The organism is Paraburkholderia solisilvae (assembly GCF_902859875.1).
Lineage (GTDB): Bacteria > Pseudomonadota > Gammaproteobacteria > Burkholderiales > Burkholderiaceae > Paraburkholderia > Paraburkholderia solisilvae.
This window is the reverse complement of sequence record NZ_CADIKF010000039.1, coordinates 22,523-42,774: the sequence shown is the minus strand read 5'-3', so window position 1 is coordinate 42,774 and position 20,252 is coordinate 22,523. Positions and strand designations below refer to the sequence as shown.

The window sequence follows — 20,252 nt, the reverse complement described above, 5'->3', positions numbered from 1 at the left end:
TTTGTGTCGGCTGATGTTCCAGAAGCCGTCAGGCGCGCGGATCGCTCGTGACGATCGCGTCACGATAAAAATAAAAAGCCCGCATGCGCTTGCTGCGGGCTTCGGGTACTTCGGATTCAAGGTAAGGCGGATTCGATCTGCCGCGCTGCTAACCCTCGACCGGGTCAAGATAGTCTTCCGGCCGCGTGCGGTCTTCCGCGTGCTTCATGCCGGTCACGCGCACGAGCCAGCTCACCACCACCGCCACGACGAGGTTCACGACCAGCGACCACACGGCCGCGTAGCCCGGAATGGCGTACCCGCCAATATGAATCGTGTAGATCGAGCCGGCCAGCTTCAACGATACGGCCATCCATGTGCCGGTCGCGATACCCACCGCCCAGCCTAGCAACAGCCCGCGATAGTCGAGCATACGTGTATAGAGGCCGAGCACGATTGCGGGCAACGTCTGGATGATCCAGATGCCGCCCAGCAGCTGCAACTGAATCGCGTACGTGAGCGGCAAACCGAGAATGAACGCGACCGCGCCGACCTTGACGATCAGCGACACCAGCTTCGCGATGTTCGTCTCCTGCTCGTGCGTCATATTGCGATTCACGAACTCCTTATGGATGTTGCGCGTGTACAGGTTGGCTGCCGCGATCGACATGATCGCGGCCGGCACCAGAGCGCCGATGCCGATTGCCGCGAACGCGACGCCGACGAACCACGACGGGAAGAAGTGCAGGAACAGCGCCGGCACCGCGAAGTTCGGGCCGAATGCCTGGAAGTACGGCGCGAACTCGGGCATGTCCTTCACGCCAGCCGCAAGCGCCATGAAGCCGAGCAGCGCGAGCAGGCCCAGCACCAGCGAGTACGCGGGCAGCATCGCCATATTGCGGCGAATCGTATTGCCGGACGACGACGACAGGATCGCGGTCACCGAGTGCGGATAGAGGAACAGCGCGAGCGCGGAGCCGACCGCGAGCGTCGCATACGCGCTGTAGCCGTTCAGGCTCGACACGTCCGGCGCCTTCAGCAGCAGCTTCGCAGGCGGCACGGCGCTGAAGATATGGCCGAAGCCGCCGAGTTGCGGCGGAATCCAGATGATCGCCGCGCCGATCGTGACGTAGATCAGCACGTCCTTGACGACCGCGATCATCGCCGGCGCGCGCAGACCCGATGTGTACGTATACGCGGCCAGAATCGCGAACGCGATGATAAGCGGCAGGTCGCCGACAAAGCCTGTCGTATCGAAACCGAGCGCGCCGATCACCACTTCGATACCGACCAGTTGCAGCGCGATATACGGCATCGTCGCGACGATGCCGGTGAGCGCGATCGCAAGCGCGAGCATGCGGCTGCCATAGCGCGCATGGATAAAGTCGGCGGATGTGACGTAGCCGTGACGCTTCGCGATGGTCCACAGCTTCGGAAACACGACGAACGCGAACGGGTAGATCAGGATCGTGTACGGCAACGCAAAGAAGCCGGTCGCACCGGCGCCGAATACGAGCGCCGGCACCGCGACGAATGTGTAGGCGGTGTACAGGTCGCCGCCGAGCAGAAACCACGTGACGATGGTGCCGAAGCGCCGGCCGCCCAGACCCCACTCTTCGAGATGCGCGAGATCGCCGCGGCGCCAGTGCGCGGCGATAAAACCCAGAATGGTGACGCCGATAAAAAACAGCACGAAGACAAAGGTGGCGATGGCGTTCATCGTGCGCCCCCTTGCGGATGCGATTTCGTTTTTGTTTTTGATTTCGTCTTCGTCTTGAAGTAGACGAGCGCCGTGATGACGGCGCTGATCAATACCCACAGCAACTGGTACCAATAGAAGAACGGGAAATCGAACAGCTGCGGCTCGACCCTGTTATAGGACGGCACCCAGATCATCGCGATCCAGGGCAGCAACAATAGCCATAGCCAGCGCTTGCTGGACTTGTTGATGGTCGCGCTGGCGTTGGGGTCGGCGTCGTGAGCCATGACGTCTCCTCTTTTTGAATTTGTAATGTGGCCCGTGTTCGACGGGCGATGCCCAGCTAGAAGCGGCCATGTGCGGCCGGCCGCGGGCGCTCCGAAAGCCTCGAAAGAGTATAGGAGCGTTGAATGACCGGTCAAGCCGGGCGGACCCGAAGCACTGAACGGCATATCGACAAGGCAACGCTCAGGTGAGACGCATGCGCGGGGCGCGTCGCAGACGAACCAGGCACGTTACCGCGTGTGCCCGGCGCGTCTGCGAGCCTTGCGTCGAGCGGTCAGATGGTGAACGCTGTGCCGTTCTGCCCAGTCGAGGCTTGCAGTCCTTTCAGCCACTCGCGGGCTGGCAGGCCGAGAGACTTTTCGATCAGCTTCGCGCGCTGCTGCAGCATCGCAAACGACACGTGCAGCGACGGTCCCGAGAACGCGATGGCAATGCGGTTGCCCTCGTGCACTTCGGGCAGCGCGACGACGCGGCCGTCGAACGCTTCGTTCAGGCGCTTCATGTTGCGCACGAAGCTTGGATGGTCGCCGAACAGGTTGACCGTCGCGATGCCTGCGTGCGTGAGGCACGCGCGCACTGCGCGATAGAAGGCGACGCTATCGAGCACCGGGCCGCGTGCGGTGGCATCGTAGACGTCGATTTGCATCACGCCGATCGTGCCGTGATTCGCGCGATCGTTGACGAAGTCCCATGCATCGGCTTCGCGCACGGAAAGGCGCGCGTTGTCGGCCGGCAACTCGAACATCGTGCGGGCCGCGATGACCACCGCGGGGTTCAGTTCGACGGCTTCGACTTTCGCGCGCTTGAGGTAGCGATGCGCAAACTTGGTGAGCGATGCCGAGCCGAGACCCAGTTGCACGATGCGCTTCGGGGTTTCGAGAAACAACAGCCAGGCCATCATTTGTTGCGCGTATTCGAGTTCGATGTGATCGGGCTTGCGCAGACGCATCGCGCCCTGAACCCATTCGGTGCCGAAGTGCAGGTAGCGCACGCCGCCCTCTTCCGAGAATGTGACGGGGGCGAAGCGCGGTTTGCGCGGGGCGTCGATTTGCGGCGCGGCGTCGAGATAGTCGTCGGTGTCGGACGTCGCGTGGCGGTTCTTGCGATGCAGCTTTTGCCGCGACGCCTGTGCTGCGTCGTCACGGTCGTGGCGGAAGGCGCGCGCTTCGGCCGAGGCGCGTTTGATCAGTTTCGTCATTTACCTGTATTGCGCGGGAACGCGCGGGGGTTGGGGCGAACGAGAGGATAGCATTGGTGGGAGGGGCGAATGCGATAAGCGAAGCGGCCCCATGCAACATCAGACTAGCGTCTAATCCTTCGCTCAACAAAAACATCAATCAAGCAGTTGTTGCCAAAGCACCCGCTTCTTCTCAAACGACAACGTCGCATTCGCCGGACTCGACGACGGCAGCACGAGCGTGTCATACCCTGCCGCCGCAATGACCGGCGCAAACCGTCCCGAGGTCTTCCCGTTGAAGCACACCTTCCTGAGCTCCGGCGCGTGCTCGCGCAGCGAATCGAAATCGTTCGGCTGCGCATGGCGGATCGCCGAATCGAGACTGCCTTCGCGATGACACGCATCGAGCACATCCCAGATGCCGATGCCATGCGACAACACGCGAATCAATCGTTCGTCATACGGCGATTCGTGCAGCAACGGTTCTCCGATCACCGCACCGAGGAGCCGCCAGAACTGATTACGCGGGTGCGCGTAGTACTGTCCCGCCGCAAGCGATGCTTCGCCCGGAAAACTGCCGAGAATGAGCGTATGCGTATGAGCCGCGATGACCGGAGGGAACCCGCGCAGCATCAGCGTTTTGCCCCGCTGGCGGGACGATCGCCCGCACGGCTTGCAGGGGTGTCGCGCGAAGTATCACGTGAGGTGTCACGCCCGCCATGCGTGCCGACATGATGCGACCGCGCCGCCGCCGTATGCTCGAGCGGCCGCCCATGCTCGCGCGGAACCGGATGCTGCTGCGCCGCCGGCACGTCCGACCGCGCAGCAAGATGCGCCCACAGCGCGGGCAACATGCATTCGGTCACCATCAACGGCTCGCCGCGACGCGCGAACACCGAACGGCGTGCAAACAACGCATGCGGACGCCTTTCATCACGCGCGTCGATTTCCCGCACCGCAAGCGTGTACAACGGATGTCGCGCGGTGAGCCGCCGGTTCACCAGCGGCGAGCGCGCGACGCCGCTATCGCTGTACAACAGTTCGGCCAGCGGCCGCGTGCGCAAGCGCCGCATCGCCTGCCAGACGCCCGTGCTCGCGGCGACCGGCGCGATGCTATGCGCCGCGACGAACGGCACGCCGTCCACCGACAACACGACTTCGCGCACCCACACCGGCGCGCGCGGCGCGATACCGAGTGCGCGATGCTCATCGGCCCACGGCAACGCGACCGCCTCGCGGGTCACCCGCACCGCCACCGCACCGAGCGTGCGCAAATGCGCGGTCAGCGAGCCGCCGCGGGTCAGCCAGTCTTTCTGGCCGCAGGAAAAGCCGGGGAGTGGCGCGACGCGCCAGTGCGCGTCGGTGGGATCGAAACAGATAGGCATGCGCCAAATTATAGGGTGCGCGGAAAACCGGCGCAGTCACGCCGGCGGGATGCCACCTGACGGTTTCTGTTCACTTCACACAAGCGGCGCCCAGCCGGCACCGCGCGCCAGCCGCGCCGCGACCCGCTCGACCACCGGCGCCCACGCGCCTGCAAACGGCTGCCGGAACACTTCAAGCGAGTCGTACCAGCGCTGCGTCTCCGCGACGCCCCAGCACCAATGCGACACATGATCGAGCATCGCCAGCACCGGCTTGCCTAGCGCGCCGGCCAGGTGCAACGGCGCGCTATCGATGGTCACCAGCACATCGAGCGCCTCGATATGCGCGGCGACGTCATCGAAGCCGCGCTGATATTGCGCAGTCAGATTGCAGATGTTGAAACCCAGTTGGGCAAGCGATTCGGTTTCGACTTCCCTGCCAGGCGTCAGCGGATAGAACACGACGTTCTGCAACGCACGCAACGGCAGCAACGCTTCGAGCGGCATCGATCGCTGCGCATCGCGCCGATGCGTCGGACTGCCCGACCACACGAGGCCCGCATGCAGCACCCGCTCGCCGGCGCGTCCGCTTGCGGCCGCCGCGGCGCGCACACGTTCGCGCCACGCCGCGATCAACTCGCCGTCCGCCTGCAAGTACGCCGCGCCATTCACCTGCTCCGGCTGCAGACCGAGCGCGAACGGCACGCTCATCATCGGTAGCGCGTAATGCGCGGCGGCGGGCAGACCGTCTTCGATCGCGATACACGCATCAACGAACCGCGCGAACAGCGGATGCAACGCGCGCCGGCAGGCCAGCACCACGCGCCCGCCGTCATCGCGCACCTGCGCCGCAAGCCGCGGCAGAAAGCGCACCATCTGGATGTCGTCGCCATTGCCCTGCTCGCTATGCACGAGCAGCGTCTTGCCCAGCAACGGTTCGCCGCGCCAGCGGCGATAGTGCCGCTCGATCACCTTCACGATATTGCGCGCGTCGCGGTCGCCGCGCGCGAGCCGCACTTCATAACGTGGCCATGCGGCGGTCCAGTCATCGCGCCGCAATTCGAGTTCGGCGAGATCGACGGCCGCTTCCACATTTGCGGCGTCGAGCGCGAGCGCCGCGCGCAGCGCCGTTTCGCTATCGCGGTAGCGAGCCTGCTCGGCCAGATACATGCCGATCGCGGCCGCAACGGCGCTATTGCCGGGCGCGGCCGCGTCGACCGCGCGCATGGTCGCTTCGGCCGCCCGCGCATCGCCCGATTGCCATTGCGCGTGACTCAGTTGCCACGCCATTTCCGCATCGGCCGGGTTGCGCGACAGTGCCTCGCGCGCCATGTGCGCGAGCGCGTCCCAATCACGCATTTCCCGCAGCGCAAGCGCAACCTGCAACGGCAATTCCGGGTGCAGCGCCGGGTTCAGCGCATAGGCTCGCAGCAATGCCTCGCGACGCGCAACGCCCGCGCCCTCTTGTTGCGCGCCGGCTCCTTCACGCGCTTCGCGCGGCAGCAACTGCGCGAGCCACCACAGCGCACGCGCATCATCGGGCACGCGCTTGCCGTACGCTCGCAAAAGCGGGACCACGACGGCCGGCGCGTCGCATTGCTCGATCATCCACGCAATCCACGCGATCGCGCGTTCCGGTGCGCACGCCGCCAGCGCCTCGTCAGCCGCCGCGGCAGCCGCGGCGTGATGGCCCAGCGCGTCGGCAAACAGCGCGAGCCGCATAAAACGATCACCGGCGTCGGCCTCCGCGTTTGCCGCCGATGCGCTGTGATACGCGCGCTCGAACTGCCCCGCACTCGCGCACAGGTCCGCGTGGATTTGCGGCGAAACGCCGTCTTCGACCCATGCGCGGGCGCGCACCTCCGCTTCGCCGAACCCTCGGTCGCGCAACAGCGCCCAGACGGTCCGTAAGAAATCGCCAGCCAACGGCAACCCGGATGACAACATCAAAACACTCCCAGCTTCAAATTCAATTCAGACCGCACCCGAATCGCGCCGATCCGGCGACACATTCCTTAACATTGACTGACACAATTCATTGAAACCATTTACTTAGCAAACCATAATTAACCGGCGTTCAGCGTGGCCAATTTGAACGCACCCTCCCGAAATCAAGAAAAATCCCAAGGAGTATCAATTGATTAAGAATTCAAAAGAAACGTCCGATCGAATTGCGCATCTCGCCGCCGTGATACTAGCAAAACTAAGCGCATCGTCTATCGAAAAAGAGCTTGCCGGTTCCGCTCTCGCCCAGCATCACACGTCGAAGCACACCAGTGCCGCGATCGGCAAAGTGGCAGGCAAGGTGCTTGCCAGTCCGCAAGCATGCGAGGAAGCCAAAGAGCTGGCGGGCTCGGTGCTCGCGCAGGTGCGCAACCTGCACGAGCAGTCGCCGGCGAGATGACGGCGCGGTAGCATCCCGCGTACGAACTCGCTGCATCGCCCGCCGTCAAGGCGAAAAAAATGCGCTGCGAAAGCAGCGCATTTCAGTCTTCCTTCAGGTTGCTTCAAGCGCCGCGCGGCGCCCTCCCCGCTTTAACCGCCGCGTGCCAGCAGCAGCGCGTTGGTCCGCTTCACGAAACTCGCCGGGTCTTCGAGCGCGCCGCCTTCGGCCAGCAACGCCTGATCGAACAGCAGATGCGCCCAATCGTCGAAGTTCGCGCTATCGGTGTGCAACCCCTTGACGAGCGGATGCTCCGGATTCACTTCGAGAATCGGCTGCATGGCCGGCGCTTTCTGCCCCGCGGCCTTCAGCATGCGCTGCAGATAGCCGCTCATATCGCCTTCGTCGGCCACGAGGCACGACGGGGAATCAGTCAGCCGGAACGTCAGGCGCACATCCTTCGCCTTGTCCTTCAGCGCTTCCTTCAGGCGTTCGACGAGCGGCTTCAGTTCTTCGCCGATCTTCTCCTGCGCCTGCTTTTCCTCGTCATTCAACTCGCCGAGATCGAGATCGCCACGCGCGACGCTCGCGAGCGGCTTGCCGTCGAACTCGTTGAGGAACGACAGCATCCATTCGTCGACCCGGTCCGTCAGCAGCAGCACTTCGACGCCCTTCTTGCGGAACACTTCGAGATGCGGGCTGTTCTTCGCGGCCTGCCACGTATCGGCGGTCACATAGTAGATTTTCGACTGCTCGGGCTTCATGCGCTCGACGTACTGCGCAAGCGATACTTTCTGCTCATCCGTATCGTGATGCGTCGACGCGAAGCGCAGCAGCTTCGCGATGCGGTCCTTGTTCGCGAAGTCTTCGCCGATGCCTTCCTTCAGCACCTGGCCGAATTCCTTCCAGAATGCCGCGTACTTTTCCTTGTCGGCATCGGTTTCCGCTGCCGTTTCAAGATTCGCGATTTCTTCGAGCATCGACAGCGCGCGCTTGGTCACGCCTTCGCGGATCGCCTTCACATCGCGGCTTTCCTGCAGCAGTTCGCGCGACACGTTAAGCGGCAGATCGCTCGAATCGACGACACCCTTCACGAAGCGCAGGTAGACCGGCAGCAGTTGCTCGGCGTCGTCCATGATGAACACGCGCTTCACGTACAGCTTCAGGCCGCCGCGATGCTCGCGGTTCCACAGGTCGAACGGCGCATGCGCGGGCAGATAAAGCAGCTGCGTATACTCGCTGCGGCCTTCGACGCGGTTATGCGTCCATGTCAGCGGATCCTGATGATCGTGCGACAGGTGCTGATAAAACTGCTTGTACTGCTCTTCGGTGATGTCGTTCTTCGCGCGCGTCCACAGTGCGCTCGCCTGGTTGACGGTCTCGTCCTCATCCTGCGTGACCATCTCGCTCTTTTCCGCATCCCACTCTTCCTTTTTCATCAGAATGGGCAGCGCGACGTGGTCCGAGTACTTCTGGATGATCGACTTCAAGCGATGCGACGACAGCAGTTCGTCCTCATCGGCGCGCAGATGCAGCGTAATGGTCGTGCCGCGCGGTGCACGCTCGATCGTGTCGACCGCGAAGTCGCCCTCGCCCGCACTTTCCCAGCGCACGCCTTCCGCTGCGGGCAAGCCGGCACGCCGTGTTTCTACGGTGATCTTGTCCGCGACGATAAAGCCCGAATAGAAGCCGACACCGAACTGGCCGATCAGCGCCGCGTCCTTCTGCTGGTCGCCGGAGAGCTTGCCGAAGAATTCCCTGGTGCCCGAGCGTGCGATCGTGCCGAGATTCGCGATCGCTTCGTCGCGGCTCATGCCGATGCCGTTGTCGTCGATCGTCACCGTGTGCGCGGTCTTGTCGTATGACACGCGAATGCGCAGGTTCGGATCGTTTTCGTACAGCGCGTTGTCGCCGATCGCTTCGAAACGCAGCTTGTCGGCCGCGTCGGACGCGTTCGAAATCAGCTCACGCAGGAAAATTTCCTTGTTGCTGTACAGCGAATGGATCATCAGATGCAGAAGCTGCTTCACTTCTGCCTGAAAGCTCATGGTTTCTTGTGCCATGGTCGGACGTCCTCTCTATTTCGGGTTGATTCAATATTCGGGCGGCCGGCGGACCGCGCCGATCGCCCGCCGAAGTGGGGGCGCGGCGGAAAATTTCAAGGGCGCTCAGGATGCGCGGCGGATCACCGTATCCAGATACTCGCCGAGAAACGCGGGCAGCGCCGGGTCGCCGCAATTCGCCACATTAAAGCGCATCCAGGTGGTCGGCGACTGCTGCGGCGAAAAAAGACTGCCGGGCGTCAGCAAAAAGCCCGCTTCGTGGCCGGCGGCCGCGAGCGCATCCGCATCGACGCCGGTGTCGGCCCACACGAACATGCCCGCGGCGGGCGTCTGGAAGAGCCGCAAACCGGTCTTCTCGAGCATCCGGCACGCCTTGTCGCGCACGCCGTCCAGACGCGCGCGCAAGCGTTCGACGTGACGCCGGTAGTGGCCTTCGGTCAGGATCTTGTACAGCACGCGCTCGTTGAGCTCGGGCGTCGTCATGTTGACGAGCATCTTCTGGTCCGCTACCGCTTGCGCAAGTTGCGGCTCGCACGCGATAAAGCCGACCCGCAGGTTCGCGGCGAGCGTCTTCGAAAAGCTGCCGAGGTAAATGACGCGCTTCAGTTGATCGAGACTTGCGAGGCGCGTGGCCGGAAAGCCGGGCGGGCACAGGTCGCCGTAAATATCGTCTTCGACGACGACGAAGTCGTACTCCTCGGCGAGACGCAAAATGCGGAACGCCTGCGCGGCGGTCAGCGACGTGCCGGTCGGGTTCTGCAGCACCGAGTTGATGACGAGCATCTTGGGCCGCCAGGTTTGCACGAGCGCCTCGAGCGCGTCGAGGTCCGGGCCGTCCGGCGTATACGGCATGCCGACCAGATGCGCGCCCTGCGACGCGATGCGCCCGAACATCTGGAACCATGCCGGGTCGCCGACGACCACCGCGTCGCCCGCTTGCAAGTAGAGCCGCGCGAGAAGATCGATGGCCTGCGTGATGCCGGATACGAGCACGATGCTTTCCGGCGACGCGCCGATCTCGAGCTCCTCCAGGCGCGTCTGCAGTTGCTGGCGCAGCGGCAGGAAACCCTGCGGCGTGCCGAAACCGAGCATCTGCGCGCCGCTTTGCCGGCCGAGCGTGCGCAGCGCGCCGGAGATCAGCTCGCCGTCCAGCCAGCGCGACGGCAGGTAGCCGAGGCCCGGCCCGCGCTCGGGCTGCGTCGACGTATGCAGCATGTTGCGCAACAGCCAGACCACGTCGATCGTGCTCGGCGCCGGCGCCGCGTCGCTCGTCGCGCGGCGCTCGCCCGGCATCGGTGCGGCGAAGCGCTCGCGCACATAGAAGCCCGAGCCGCGCCGCGAATCCAGATAGCCCTGCGCGACGAGCCGCTCATACGCCTCGACGACGGTAAAGCGCGAGACGCCCTTGTCGATCGCGAGCTTACGGATGGACGGCATGCGCATGCCGGGACGGAACACGCGTTCGTCGACGCGGCGGCGCGCCCATTGGACGAGCTGGTCGACGAGTGTCAGCGCGGACGCATCGTGCGGCGCGGGGATCTGTTCGAGTGGAAACGACATGGCTGGCTCCAACTGTACCGAAGACTACCTGCGCGATTGTACCGTTACTGTGCCGGTCGCAGACGATACATTCAACCGGCCAGGGGTGGGCGCCAGGTGGGGCGATGTCGCATCGGCCAGGCGCCCGTGTGTTGCGACAACGCGGGCGCGTGCGCGGAAATACCGAAGCGGCCACGCCACGCCACGCATGGCGCGGCCGCGATGCCAGCGGGTATTCTTAAGCATTTCACCGCCAACGCGTGCGCAGGATGGCAACGCGCTGCGACGGCCCCCTCGCCGCTCAACTGTTTTTTCGATCTGACATGACTGTCCACTCGCTTCGCCTCGATCATCTCGTCGTCTCGGCCCGCACGCTCGACGAAGGCACGCAATATGTCGCCGATGCGCTCGGCGTCGCGCCGTCCGGCGGCGGCTCGCACCCGCTGATGCGCACCTGCAACCGGCTGCTGAATCTGTGGGACGGCGTCTATCTCGAGGTGATCGCGATCGATCCGGACGCGCCCGAGCCCGCGGCCGGCGCCGCCCGCCCGCGTCTTTTCGCACTCGACGATCTCGCCGTTGCCGCGCGCCTCGCGAACGGCCCGTATCTGTCGCATTGGGTCGCGCGTGTCGAGCGGCCGAAAAACCTGATGCGCTGGCAAGCCCAGTACCCCGAGCGGATCGCCCCGGTGGTACCGATGACGCGCGGCGATTTCACGTGGGGACTGTCGGTGCCCGACGACGGCGCATTCCCGAGCTGGCAGCACGCGGGCGACGGCATTCTGCCGACGCTGATCCAGTGGGACAACGCGTTGCATCCATCGGCGCGCCTGCCCGAAACGGGCATCGCGTTGAAGACGCTGAGCGCGGTGCATCGCGAAGCCGATCTGATCGCCGCGCAACTCGACTGGCTCGGCGCCGCGCATCTGATCAAACTCGCCGGCACCGACGGCGCGCCCGCGCTCGTCGCCGAATTTGAAACGCCAGACGGTATGCGCACGCTCAAATAAGCCGCGCCACCCGCTGCATGCTTGCAATCGAACATTAGAAACCGGAGACACCCACGCCATGAATTCGCGCGAATCCCAAGGCATGCTGCTCGGCCTGATCGGCGTGATGGTCTTCAGCCTCACGCTGCCGATGACGCGCATCGTCGTCGCCGAATGGCATCCGCTGCTCAACGGCCTGGGCCGCGCGCTGGTCGCCGCCGTGCCGGCCGCCGCGCTGCTCGCGTGGCGCCGTGAGCGCTGGCCGAACTGGGCGCAACTGAGGAGCCTCGCGGTCGTCTCGCTCGGCGTCGTGGTCGCGTTCCCGGTGTTTTCCGCGTGGTCGATGAAGTACGTGCCCGCCTCGCATGGCGCGGTCGTCAACGGTTTGCAGCCGCTGTGCGTCGCGATCTACGCGGCGTGGCTGTCGCATGAACGGCCGTCGAAGCTGTTCTGGACATGCGCGCTCGCCGGCAGTGCGATCGTCGTCGCGTTCGCGTTGCAGGCGGGCGGCGGCGCACCGCAGCCCGGCGATCTGCTGATGCTGGTCGCGGTCGGCATCGGCGCGCTCGGTTATGCGGAAGGCGCGCGGCTCGCGAAGCAGATCGGCGGCTGGCAGGTGATCTGCTGGGCGCTCGTGGTGTCCGCACCGTTTCTCGCGCCGCCGGTCGGCTGGCTCGCCTGGCATCAGCACGTGATGCACCCGGGGCCGGTCGCGCTGAAGACATGGCTCGCGTTCGCATACGTCGCGTTCTTTTCGCAGTTTCTCGGTTTCTTCGCGTGGTATGCGGGCCTCGCGATGGGCGGCATCGCGCGCGTCGGTCAGGTGCAGTTGCTGCAGATCTTCTTCACAATGGCCTTTTCCGCGCTGTTTTTCGGCGAGCACGTCGCGCCGTCGACATGGCTCTTCGCCGCCGCGGTCATCGCCACCGTGATGCTCGGCCGCCGCGCCACCGTACACGCGGCGCCTCGCGTGATGCGAGCGGGGTAACGCGATGCGGCGGCCGACGCGTTCCGTCAGCAATCCTTCGCACATCGCAGCGACGCTTTGCACCGACGCTTTGCATTGATCACATCACATCGATGCATCACGCCAATGCATCACGCCAGCGCATTGCATCAATGCATCACATCGACGCACTGCATGGCATTAAATCAATACAAGCAGACGAGGAGACGACCATGGACCGAAGCGACCCGCCCCACATGAGCGCACGCTCTTGGCAACTGTCCGCCCGCGCGCGCAAGCTGACGAGCTCCGCCATTCGCGAAATTCTCAAGGTAAGCGAACGGCCTGAAGTGATTTCGTTCGCCGGCGGTTTACCGGCGCCGTCCACGTTCCCCGCTGAACAGATGCGCGCGGCCGCCGACCGGATCTTGCGCGACACGCCGGCGGCCGCGCTTCAATACAGCGCGACCGAAGGCTATCTACCGCTGCGCGAATGGATCGCGGCGCGCCATTCGCAAGGCGGCACAACGATTCGCGCGACGCAGGTGCTGATCACGACCGGCTCGCAGCAGGCGCTCGATCTGCTCGGCAAAGTGCTCGTCTGTGCGCAAAGCCCGGTGCTCGTCGAAACGCCGACTTACCTCGGCGCGCTGCAATCGTTCTCGCTCTACGAACCGCACTACGTGCAGGTGCCGACCGACGACGCCGGCCTGATCCCCGCCGCGCTCACGCCCGAGCTGACCGCCGGTGCGCGGCTGTTGTACGCGCAACCGAATTTCCAGAACCCGACCGGACGGCGCCTGCCGATCGAACGCCGGCGCGAACTGGTCGCGTTCGCGCAGAACGCGGCATTCCCGGTGATCGAGGACGATCCGTACGGTGCGCTCGACTACCGCGGCGAGCCGCTGCCGACGATGCTGTCGATGGCGCCGGATCTTATCGTGCACCTCGGGTCGTTCTCGAAGGTGCTCGCGCCCGGCTTGCGGGTCGGCTACGTCATCGCGCCCGAAGAGCTGCACTTCAAGCTCGTGCAGGCGAAGCAGGCGACCGATCTGCATACGCCGAGCTTCACGCAGCGCATCGTGCACGAGGTCGTCAAGGACGGTTTCCTCGATACGCACGTGCCGACCATCCGCGCGCTGTATCGCGACCAATGCGCGGCGATGCTCGCGGCGCTCGAGCACTTCATGCCCGAAGGCGTGACGTGGAACCGTCCGGAGGGCGGCATGTTCGTGTGGGTGCAATTGCCGGCGGCCATCGATACGATGACGCTGCTCGAAGAAGCGGTCGCGCAGCATGTCGCTTTCGTGCCGGGCGCGCCGTTCTTCGCGCACGAACCGCAGCACAATACGCTGCGCCTGTCGTTCGTCACCGTGCCGCCCGAAAAAATCGAGGCCGGCATCGCGCAGCTTGCGGCGCTGATCCGCGCGCGACTCTGAACGCGGTTTCGGGCGCGGCTGCGGGCGCGGTTCCGGGCGCGCATCCGTGCCGCTGCGCGCAACCGTGTCCGGATCTCGCGGCGGCGCTACCATTCAGGTTTTCCACTCGCAAAAAGGACCCGTCATGGCTCAAGCAAATGTATACGACACACTCAAGGAACTCGGCATCGCACTGCCGTCCGCCGGCGCACCGGCCGCCGCTTATGTCATGAGCGCGCAAAGCGGCAACACCGTGTATCTGTCGGGACACATCGCGAAGAAAGACGGCAAGCCATGGGTCGGCAAGCTCGGCGACAACGTCACCACCGATGAGGGCAAAGCGGCCGCGCGTTCAGTCGCGATCGATCTGCTCGCGACGCTGCACGCGCATGTCGGCGACCTGAACCGCGTGACGCGTATCGTCAAGGTGATGAGCCTCGTCAACTCGACGCTGTCGTTCACCGAACAACATCTTGTCACCAACGGCGCGTCCGAGTTCCTCGTCGAAGTGTTCGGCGAGCGCGGCAAGCATGCGCGTTCCGCATTCGGCGTCGCGCAGATTCCGCTCGGCGCGTGCGTCGAGATCGAGTTGATCGCCGAAGTCGCTTGACCCGTCAGACAAGCCGTCGCGTCGCGCGTCGCATCAATCACGCGTGACGCGCGCGAGCGGCCTTCCGTGCGCCGCTCCGCTTGTCGCAGTTTCACGCCGCGCCGTGCGTGCGCCCCCGCCCTTTCCGAGGAAGCCCGATGCCCGCTCGCACTGTCCGCTTCAAGCAAGTCGACGTCTTCACCGCCGTGCCTTTCAAGGGCAATCCGCTGGCTGTCATATTCGACGCCGACGATCTCGACAGCGCACAGATGCAGACGATCGCACGCTGGACGAATCTGTCCGAGACCACGTTTCTTTGCAAACCGACCGACCCCGCGGCCGACTATCGCGTACGCATCTTCACACCCGGCCGGGAGTTGCCGTTCGCCGGCCATCCGACACTCGGCACCGCGCATGCGCTGCTCGAAAGCGGCTATCGGCCGCGGCAAGCGGGACGGCTCGTCCAGCAATGCGGCGTCGGCCTCGTCGAACTCGTCGCACTGAGCGCAGCCGGCTCAGCCGATGCCAGCCACGCGTCGCAGCGCAACGCATGGGCCTTCGCCGCACCGCCCGCGCGCGTCACGCCGCTGCCCGACGCGCAGTACGCGGCGCTCGCGGCCGCGCTGCGCACCGATGCCATCGACTTCAGCGCGCCACCGTGCGGCGTCGATAACGGTGCGCCGTGGCTCGTCGTACGGCTTGCGTCGGCTGACGCATGCCTTGCGCTCGATCCCGATGCCCGCGCCGTTGTGGAGATCGCCCATACCATCGGCGCAAATGGACTTGCCGTTTACGGTGCGCATCCGGCGGGCGGTCCCGCCACCTTCGAGGTGCGTTGCCTGATGCTGGGCGGCGCATTCGGCTACGGCGAAGACCCGGTGACCGGCAGCGCCAATGCCGCGCTTGCGGGTCTGCTCAGCGCGCAACAGCGGCGTCCAGGCGAACGCTATTCGGCCCGCCAGGGCACCGTGCTCGGCCGCGCCGGCGACGTCGCGGTCCACTATGACGACGCGGCCGGCAAGACATGGATCGGCGGCGCATCGGTCACGGTCGTCGACGGCACGTTCAGGCTCGACTGAGCCGCATCACGGCGGCAGCCCATCATCGCGCCTGCATGCGCATGCATCGATGCGAACGCGCGTCGACGCTGCGCTTGCGAGAAGCGAGGCCGACCCATCGCCGCGGGCGCGTGCCATCACGGAATTGAAATAAATCGAGGTACGTCCGGTACGGCGAATACGCATAGCACGCGCATGCAAAGGGCATCGTTTCCTTTCGTCTCATGCAACGTGTAATCGATCGTTCGCGGCACAAAGCAGACTTGTGGAGGCAGCCCTTCCTATTCATGCAAGCGGCTGGAATCGAGCCGTTCGAGCGCGCTTCAACCGCACTTCCCAACCTCGCTGAAACACCTGTCCATCGTGGCTTTCCACACGCCTCGTTCCATCAGTCGGAACACGCGACGCCGTGTGCCCGAAACCCGCGTATACCCGATGCCACAACTCTTTCGCAATCCCCAGGCATTCAGTAATATCGAACGGTAACCGATGACCACCGGATGGTTCGGCACGACGCACGCCGCTCTGCGCAGCACTTGCGGTACTTCGCTTACCATGCAGCCTGGCTGACGAAACAGCGCTCCCGTCGATCGACAATCAATCATTGCCGCAAGGCACAGCGTCACGGTCTACCCGATGAATCCGTTCCCTCACTCCAGCACACGCGACGCCCGGCACCGGCTCGATCCGGCCTCGTCGCGCCGCCGCGCGCTGCTCGCGATCCCCGCGCTCGGCGTGCTGGTGCTCATCCTGTTGTGGACGGTGATCTTCGCGCGGCTGTCGGTTGAAAAGGAATCCACTTACCGGGAGACGATGGCGTCGGCCGGCATCCTTTCAGCCGCGCTCGAGCAGCATACGGTGAAGGCGATTCACCAGGTCGATCAGATCACGCGCTTCGTCAAATACGAATTCGAAAAGTCGCCCGGCCGCTTCGATCTGGCGGGCACCGTCGAGAAAGGCGTCGTGCAAAGCGAGACGCTCGTGCAGGTGTCGTTGATCGACGAGCACGGCACGCTGATCGCCACGACCGCTGAAGCGAATCCGCGGCCCATCGATCTGTCGGACCGCGAGCACTTCAAGGTGCACGAGCACGAAAACGACGACCAGCTCTACATCAGCAAGCCGGTGCTCGGCCGCGTGTCCGGCCACTGGACATTGCAGATGACGCGCCGCCTCAATCACCCGGATGGCTCATTCGCGGGCGTCGTGGTGGTCTCGGAAGATCCGAGCTACTTCACGAGCGACTTCTATAACAACGCGGCGATCGGCCACGACGGCGTGATCTCGGTCATCTCCGACAACGGCACCGTGCTCGCGCGCCGCACGGGCAACGGCGAGCGTGCATCGGGCGTCTTCACCGCAAGCGGCACGTATCCGACCTCCGAGCACGTGTCCGGCACGTATATCGATCCGATCGACAACGTCACGCGCATCGTGTCGTACCGGCATATCGACGGCTATCCGCTCGGCGTGCTGGTCGGCCTTTCGCATGCCGAAGAATTCGCCGACTACAACCATACGCGCAACGTCTATCTGCTGATGGCGACCTTCATCTCGCTTGCGATGCTCGGCTTCTTCGCGGTCGCGACCGGGTTGATCGGCAAGCTGCTCGGCCGCGAGCGCGAGATGACGCATCTGGTCGAATACGATCTGCTGACCGGTCTGCGCAACCGCTACTCGACGCTGCAGATTCTCCATCATGAGGTTGCGCAGACATCGAATGTCGGGCGCCTCGCGATTCTGTTTATCGATCTGGACAACTTCAAAACCGTCAACGACACGCTCGGCCACAACGCCGGCGACATCGTGCTGCAAATGACCGCGGCCCGCCTCGCCGATGCGGTAGCCGAGATGGGCACGCTGTCGCGCATCGGCGGCGACGAGTTCGTCGTGATCGTCAAGGGCGACGACGTCGAAGAGCGCGCGGTCGCGGCGGCCGAAGCGGCGTCCGAAGTGTTCGCGAAACCGTTCGAAGTGCGCGGCAGCACCTTCGTGCTGCATGCGAGCATCGGCATCGCGCTCTATTCGATCGCCAACGAAAGCGAGATCGACTTGCTGAAGAAAGCCGATCTCGCAATGTATAGCGCAAAGGACGCGGGCAAGAACTGCTATCAGTTCTATTCGCCGCAGTTGTCGCACCGCGCGGACCATCTGATGAAGTGGGAGCAGCAGTTGCGCATCGCGCTCGCCGATGGGCAGCTGTTTCTCGCCTATCAGCCGAAAATCGACCTGACGCGCCGCTGCATTACCGGCTTCGAAGCGCTGGTGCGCTGGAACCATCCGCAGCACGGACTGATTCCGGCAAACGAATTTATTCCGGTGGCCGAATCGACCGGCCTGATCGTGCCGATCGGCGACTTCGTGATCCAGACCGCGTGCCGCCAGCTTGCGCTGTGGCAGCAGCAGGGTTATGAATCGCTGTCGCTCGCGGTCAATATCTCGGCGGTGCAATTCTGGCGCGGCGATCTGTTCGACACGATCGCGCGCGCGATCGAAGATAGCGGCATTCCCGCGCGCCGCCTCGAACTGGAGATTACCGAGACCGCGATGATGGAGTACCCGGATCTCGTCTCGGAGAAAATTTTCGCGTTGAAGCGCCTTGGCGTACGCATCGCGCTCGACGATTTCGGCACCGGGTACTCGTCCCTGTCCTACCTGAACCGCTTCTCGGTCGACACGCTGAAGGTGGACCGCTCGTTCGTCCAGGCCATTCCGGGCGACCGCAGCGTATGCGTGATGGTGACGGCGATCGTCAATCTCGCGCGCTCGCTCGGCTTGACGGTGGTCGTCGAAGGCACCGAGACCGAGGAACAGATTGCGTGGCTGGCGGCGCTCGGTCATATCGAAGCACAAGGGTTCCTGTTCTCGCGGCCGGTTCCGAGCGACGGCATTCCGGCGCTGCTCGAACGCTTCGGCGTATGCGGCACGCGCACGCGGCAACCGGCGCGTGCACGAAGCGACGACGACACCAGCGACGCACCGAGCACGAGCGGCCAGTCCGCCTGATATCCGCTTACCGTCCTCCCTTTCGAAACATCGATCGTTTTGCGCCCTCGCGCCTGGTCAGCCGCGATGACCCCATCGCGCGCGGGGCGGCAACAATGAACCGATTGCGCTGGTCAACGCCGCGTGGCTGATGGCGATGCGCACGCGCCCGAGCCCGCGTGCCGTGCGCGCAGGTTGCACGGCGCCGCACAACCGCCGCACAACCGCCGCACAACCGCCGCACAACCGCTGCACAACCGCCGCACAACCATTACGCAACAGGCGCACGACAGACGCACAGCCGGCCGACAGGAATAAGCGACCTCTTCAGGTGTTGTCAGGAAGACACGCCTGAACGTCCGAGGGCCGCTTATGAACGATTCGATTACCAGCAGCCGCGCGTCGATCCGACCCGGCAAAACGTTGCGCACGCTAGGCGTATTCGAAGAGTACTTCTGGCTGCTGCAGCAACGCGTGCCGCGCACCGTCGTGGTAGCCGCGGAAATACAAGGCCGAACCACAGTCGAGCAATGGCACGCCGCGCTCGATGCGGTGCGCACGCATCATACGATTCTATCGGCGCGGATTCATCAGAAGCCGGGCTTTCGGCCATGCTTTGAACTCGCCACCGATGTTCCGCTCGCGTTGCGCGTGGTGCCGGGCGAATCCGGCATGCGCGTTTTCGAACTGATCTCCGACGAACTGACGACCGCTTTCGCACCCGGCGATGCGTTGCTGCGCGCATCGATCCTGTATGGCCGCGATCGCACGACGCTCGTGCTGGGCGCCGATCACGCGGCGCTGGACGGCACCTCCCTGATCCTGCTGATTCGCGACCTGCTGCGCGCGCTGGGCGCCGAGCCGCTCGGCGGTGTGCGCGCGATGCCGCCTTCGCACGATGGATGGCTCGGGCTGCATACGAACGAACGATATGCGCCGTTCGCCATGCCGCTGCGCGTCAACGCGGATAACCGCGGTCCGGCGCTGGGCGCCGTGCTCGGCTCCGCAAGCGGGTCGTCGCTTGCATCGGCCGACGAACAGCCGCTGCTTCAGCAGATCTGGCTCGAGCCTTCGGTGACGTCGCTGGTCGCAAGACGCGCTCACGACGAACAGACGACCGTGCATGGCGCACTGAGTGCAGCGGTGATGCTCGCGGGCCGCGCGTTGTCGAAGTCGTGGCGGGATCATACGGTGCGTTGCGCGACCTCGATCGACACGCGCGCGATGCTCGGCGCGAGCGAGCGCCTCGGGCTCTTTCCCGCGCAGCGCCACACGGAGCTCGAGCCGTCTTATACGCCGTCGTTCTGGGATCTCGCGCGCGCGGTCAGACAGGCGCTCGCGGTGCGATGTACCGCGGCTGAAGCGGCCGGCGGATTTTCGTCGCCGCTGCTCGAGATGATCTCCGCCGGCACGGACCCGGACCGGCTGGTGATCGGCAGCCGTCAGCGTGCGCCGACGCTGTGGATCGACAACCATGGCCCGTTGCCGATTCCGACGCAGTATGGGCGCCTGCGCATCAGGTGGGTGACGCCCGTCGCGATGAACGGCGCGCCGCATACGCAGAGCCTCTCCATCGCGACCACGGATGGCCTGCTGTGCATGACCAATGTCAGCGCCGAGCCGGTGCCGTCGCTGCTCGGCAATGCGCGGCGTCTGTTGCTCGCGCAACTGGAATGAACGCTTCTTGCGCGCCGTCGGGCCGATCGATCGCGGCTTGCGGCGCCGTTCATCCGGCGCGCGCCGCGCTCAGGTCAATACGTCAGTAGCTGAATGCCGGC

The 20,252-nt window shown here is 64.7% G+C and carries 16 protein-coding genes; 8 read left to right on the top strand and 8 right to left on the bottom strand.

Features of this window, described 5'->3' with window-relative positions:
- Positions 1 to 148: 148 nt before the first annotated feature.
- The 6 genes from mctP to HV675_RS22155 all read right to left on the bottom strand — a co-directional run bounded on the left by mctP (position 149) and on the right by HV675_RS22155 (position 6,451).
- Entirely contained in the window at positions 149 to 1,699 is a 1,551-nt protein-coding gene (gene mctP, locus HV675_RS22180) for a monocarboxylate uptake permease MctP (RefSeq protein WP_175113242.1), read from the bottom strand.
- Positions 1,696 to 1,965, bottom strand: coding sequence for a DUF3311 domain-containing protein (locus HV675_RS22175; RefSeq protein ID WP_175113241.1), 270 nt, complete (start codon positions 1,963 to 1,965; stop codon positions 1,696 to 1,698). The genes mctP and HV675_RS22175 overlap by 4 nt, the downstream gene beginning before the upstream one ends.
- Before the next feature lie 272 nt (positions 1,966 to 2,237).
- Entirely contained in the window at positions 2,238 to 3,161 is a 924-nt protein-coding gene (locus HV675_RS22170) for a class I SAM-dependent methyltransferase (protein ID WP_175113240.1), read from the bottom strand.
- A gap of 135 nt (positions 3,162 to 3,296) precedes the next feature.
- Entirely contained in the window at positions 3,297 to 3,773 is a 477-nt protein-coding gene (locus HV675_RS22165; RefSeq protein WP_175113239.1) for a DNA-deoxyinosine glycosylase, read from the bottom strand.
- Entirely contained in the window at positions 3,773 to 4,525 is a 753-nt protein-coding gene (locus HV675_RS22160) for a chorismate--pyruvate lyase family protein (protein ID WP_175113238.1), read from the bottom strand. Before HV675_RS22160 ends, HV675_RS22165 begins: the two co-directional genes overlap by 1 nt.
- Before the next feature lie 75 nt (positions 4,526 to 4,600).
- Complete coding sequence (locus tag HV675_RS22155; RefSeq protein ID WP_175113237.1) at positions 4,601 to 6,451, bottom strand: glycosyltransferase family 9 protein; 1,851 nt, start codon at positions 6,449 to 6,451, stop codon at positions 4,601 to 4,603.
- Positions 6,452 to 6,641: 190 nt separating this feature from the next.
- On the opposite strand from HV675_RS22155, the gene HV675_RS22150 reads away from it, so the two are divergent.
- Positions 6,642 to 6,908 carry a hypothetical protein gene (locus tag HV675_RS22150; protein WP_175113236.1) on the top strand — a complete coding sequence of 89 codons (267 nt, stop codon included), beginning with the start codon at positions 6,642 to 6,644 and terminating at the stop codon, positions 6,906 to 6,908.
- A 131-nt stretch (positions 6,909 to 7,039) separates the two neighbouring features.
- Here the strand turns inward: HV675_RS22150 and htpG are convergent, their stop codons facing one another.
- Positions 7,040 to 8,950, bottom strand: coding sequence for a molecular chaperone HtpG (gene htpG / locus HV675_RS22145; protein WP_175113235.1), 1,911 nt, complete (start codon positions 8,948 to 8,950; stop codon positions 7,040 to 7,042).
- 105 nt (positions 8,951 to 9,055) lie between these two features.
- Positions 9,056 to 10,510 carry an aminotransferase-like domain-containing protein gene (locus HV675_RS22140; RefSeq protein WP_175113234.1) on the bottom strand — a complete coding sequence of 485 codons (1,455 nt, stop codon included), beginning with the start codon at positions 10,508 to 10,510 and terminating at the stop codon, positions 9,056 to 9,058.
- Between the two features lie 302 nt (positions 10,511 to 10,812).
- Here HV675_RS22140 and HV675_RS22135 point away from each other — a divergent pair, with 302 nt between their 5' ends.
- From HV675_RS22135 to HV675_RS22105, 7 genes are all read left to right on the top strand, one after another.
- Positions 10,813 to 11,499, top strand: a complete 687-nt coding sequence (locus HV675_RS22135) for a VOC family protein (RefSeq protein WP_175113233.1) — start codon at positions 10,813 to 10,815, stop codon at positions 11,497 to 11,499.
- A gap of 58 nt (positions 11,500 to 11,557) precedes the next feature.
- The gene (locus tag HV675_RS22130; protein ID WP_175113232.1) at positions 11,558 to 12,466 is read left to right on the top strand and encodes a DMT family transporter; all 909 of its coding nucleotides are present in this window, start codon (positions 11,558 to 11,560) and stop codon (positions 12,464 to 12,466) included.
- A gap of 191 nt (positions 12,467 to 12,657) precedes the next feature.
- Positions 12,658 to 13,863, top strand: coding sequence for an aminotransferase-like domain-containing protein (locus tag HV675_RS22125; RefSeq protein ID WP_175113231.1), 1,206 nt, complete (start codon positions 12,658 to 12,660; stop codon positions 13,861 to 13,863).
- Positions 13,864 to 13,987: 124 nt separating this feature from the next.
- Positions 13,988 to 14,452: a RidA family protein gene (locus HV675_RS22120; protein ID WP_175113230.1), complete on the top strand. Its 465-nt coding sequence runs from the start codon at positions 13,988 to 13,990 to the stop codon at positions 14,450 to 14,452.
- A gap of 137 nt (positions 14,453 to 14,589) precedes the next feature.
- Entirely contained in the window at positions 14,590 to 15,510 is a 921-nt protein-coding gene (locus HV675_RS22115) for a PhzF family phenazine biosynthesis protein (RefSeq protein WP_175113229.1), read from the top strand.
- A 615-nt stretch (positions 15,511 to 16,125) separates the two neighbouring features.
- Positions 16,126 to 18,495, top strand: coding sequence for a bifunctional diguanylate cyclase/phosphodiesterase (locus HV675_RS22110; protein WP_175113228.1), 2,370 nt, complete (start codon positions 16,126 to 16,128; stop codon positions 18,493 to 18,495).
- Between the two features lie 351 nt (positions 18,496 to 18,846).
- Positions 18,847 to 20,151: a phthiocerol/phthiodiolone dimycocerosyl transferase family protein gene (locus HV675_RS22105; RefSeq protein WP_175113227.1), complete on the top strand. Its 1,305-nt coding sequence runs from the start codon at positions 18,847 to 18,849 to the stop codon at positions 20,149 to 20,151.
- Positions 20,152 to 20,252: the final 101 nt, after the last annotated feature.

Excerpts from the sequence above, each read along its gene's own strand:
- HV675_RS22155 (WP_175113237.1), bottom strand. The coding sequence starts at position 6,451 with ATGTTGTCATCCGGGTTGCCGTTGGCTGGCGATTTCTTACGGACCGTC.
- HV675_RS22115 (WP_175113229.1), top strand. The coding sequence starts at position 14,590 with ATGCCCGCTCGCACTGTCCGCTTCAAGCAAGTCGACGTCTTCACCGCC.
- HV675_RS22135 (WP_175113233.1), top strand. The coding sequence starts at position 10,813 with ATGACTGTCCACTCGCTTCGCCTCGATCATCTCGTCGTCTCGGCCCGC.
- htpG (WP_175113235.1), bottom strand. The coding sequence starts at position 8,950 with ATGGCACAAGAAACCATGAGCTTTCAGGCAGAAGTGAAGCAGCTTCTG.
- HV675_RS22175 (WP_175113241.1), bottom strand. The coding sequence starts at position 1,965 with ATGGCTCACGACGCCGACCCCAACGCCAGCGCGACCATCAACAAGTCC.
- HV675_RS22125 (WP_175113231.1), top strand. The coding sequence starts at position 12,658 with ATGGACCGAAGCGACCCGCCCCACATGAGCGCACGCTCTTGGCAACTG.
- HV675_RS22165 (WP_175113239.1), bottom strand. The coding sequence starts at position 3,773 with ATGCTGCGCGGGTTCCCTCCGGTCATCGCGGCTCATACGCATACGCTC.
- mctP (WP_175113242.1), bottom strand. The coding sequence starts at position 1,699 with ATGAACGCCATCGCCACCTTTGTCTTCGTGCTGTTTTTTATCGGCGTC.
- HV675_RS22130 (WP_175113232.1), top strand. The coding sequence starts at position 11,558 with ATGAATTCGCGCGAATCCCAAGGCATGCTGCTCGGCCTGATCGGCGTG.
- HV675_RS22160 (WP_175113238.1), bottom strand. The coding sequence starts at position 4,525 with ATGCCTATCTGTTTCGATCCCACCGACGCGCACTGGCGCGTCGCGCCA.
- HV675_RS22170 (WP_175113240.1), bottom strand. The coding sequence starts at position 3,161 with ATGACGAAACTGATCAAACGCGCCTCGGCCGAAGCGCGCGCCTTCCGC.
- HV675_RS22120 (WP_175113230.1), top strand. The coding sequence starts at position 13,988 with ATGGCTCAAGCAAATGTATACGACACACTCAAGGAACTCGGCATCGCA.
- HV675_RS22105 (WP_175113227.1), top strand. The coding sequence starts at position 18,847 with ATGAACGATTCGATTACCAGCAGCCGCGCGTCGATCCGACCCGGCAAA.
- HV675_RS22140 (WP_175113234.1), bottom strand. The coding sequence starts at position 10,510 with ATGTCGTTTCCACTCGAACAGATCCCCGCGCCGCACGATGCGTCCGCG.
- HV675_RS22110 (WP_175113228.1), top strand. The coding sequence starts at position 16,126 with ATGAATCCGTTCCCTCACTCCAGCACACGCGACGCCCGGCACCGGCTC.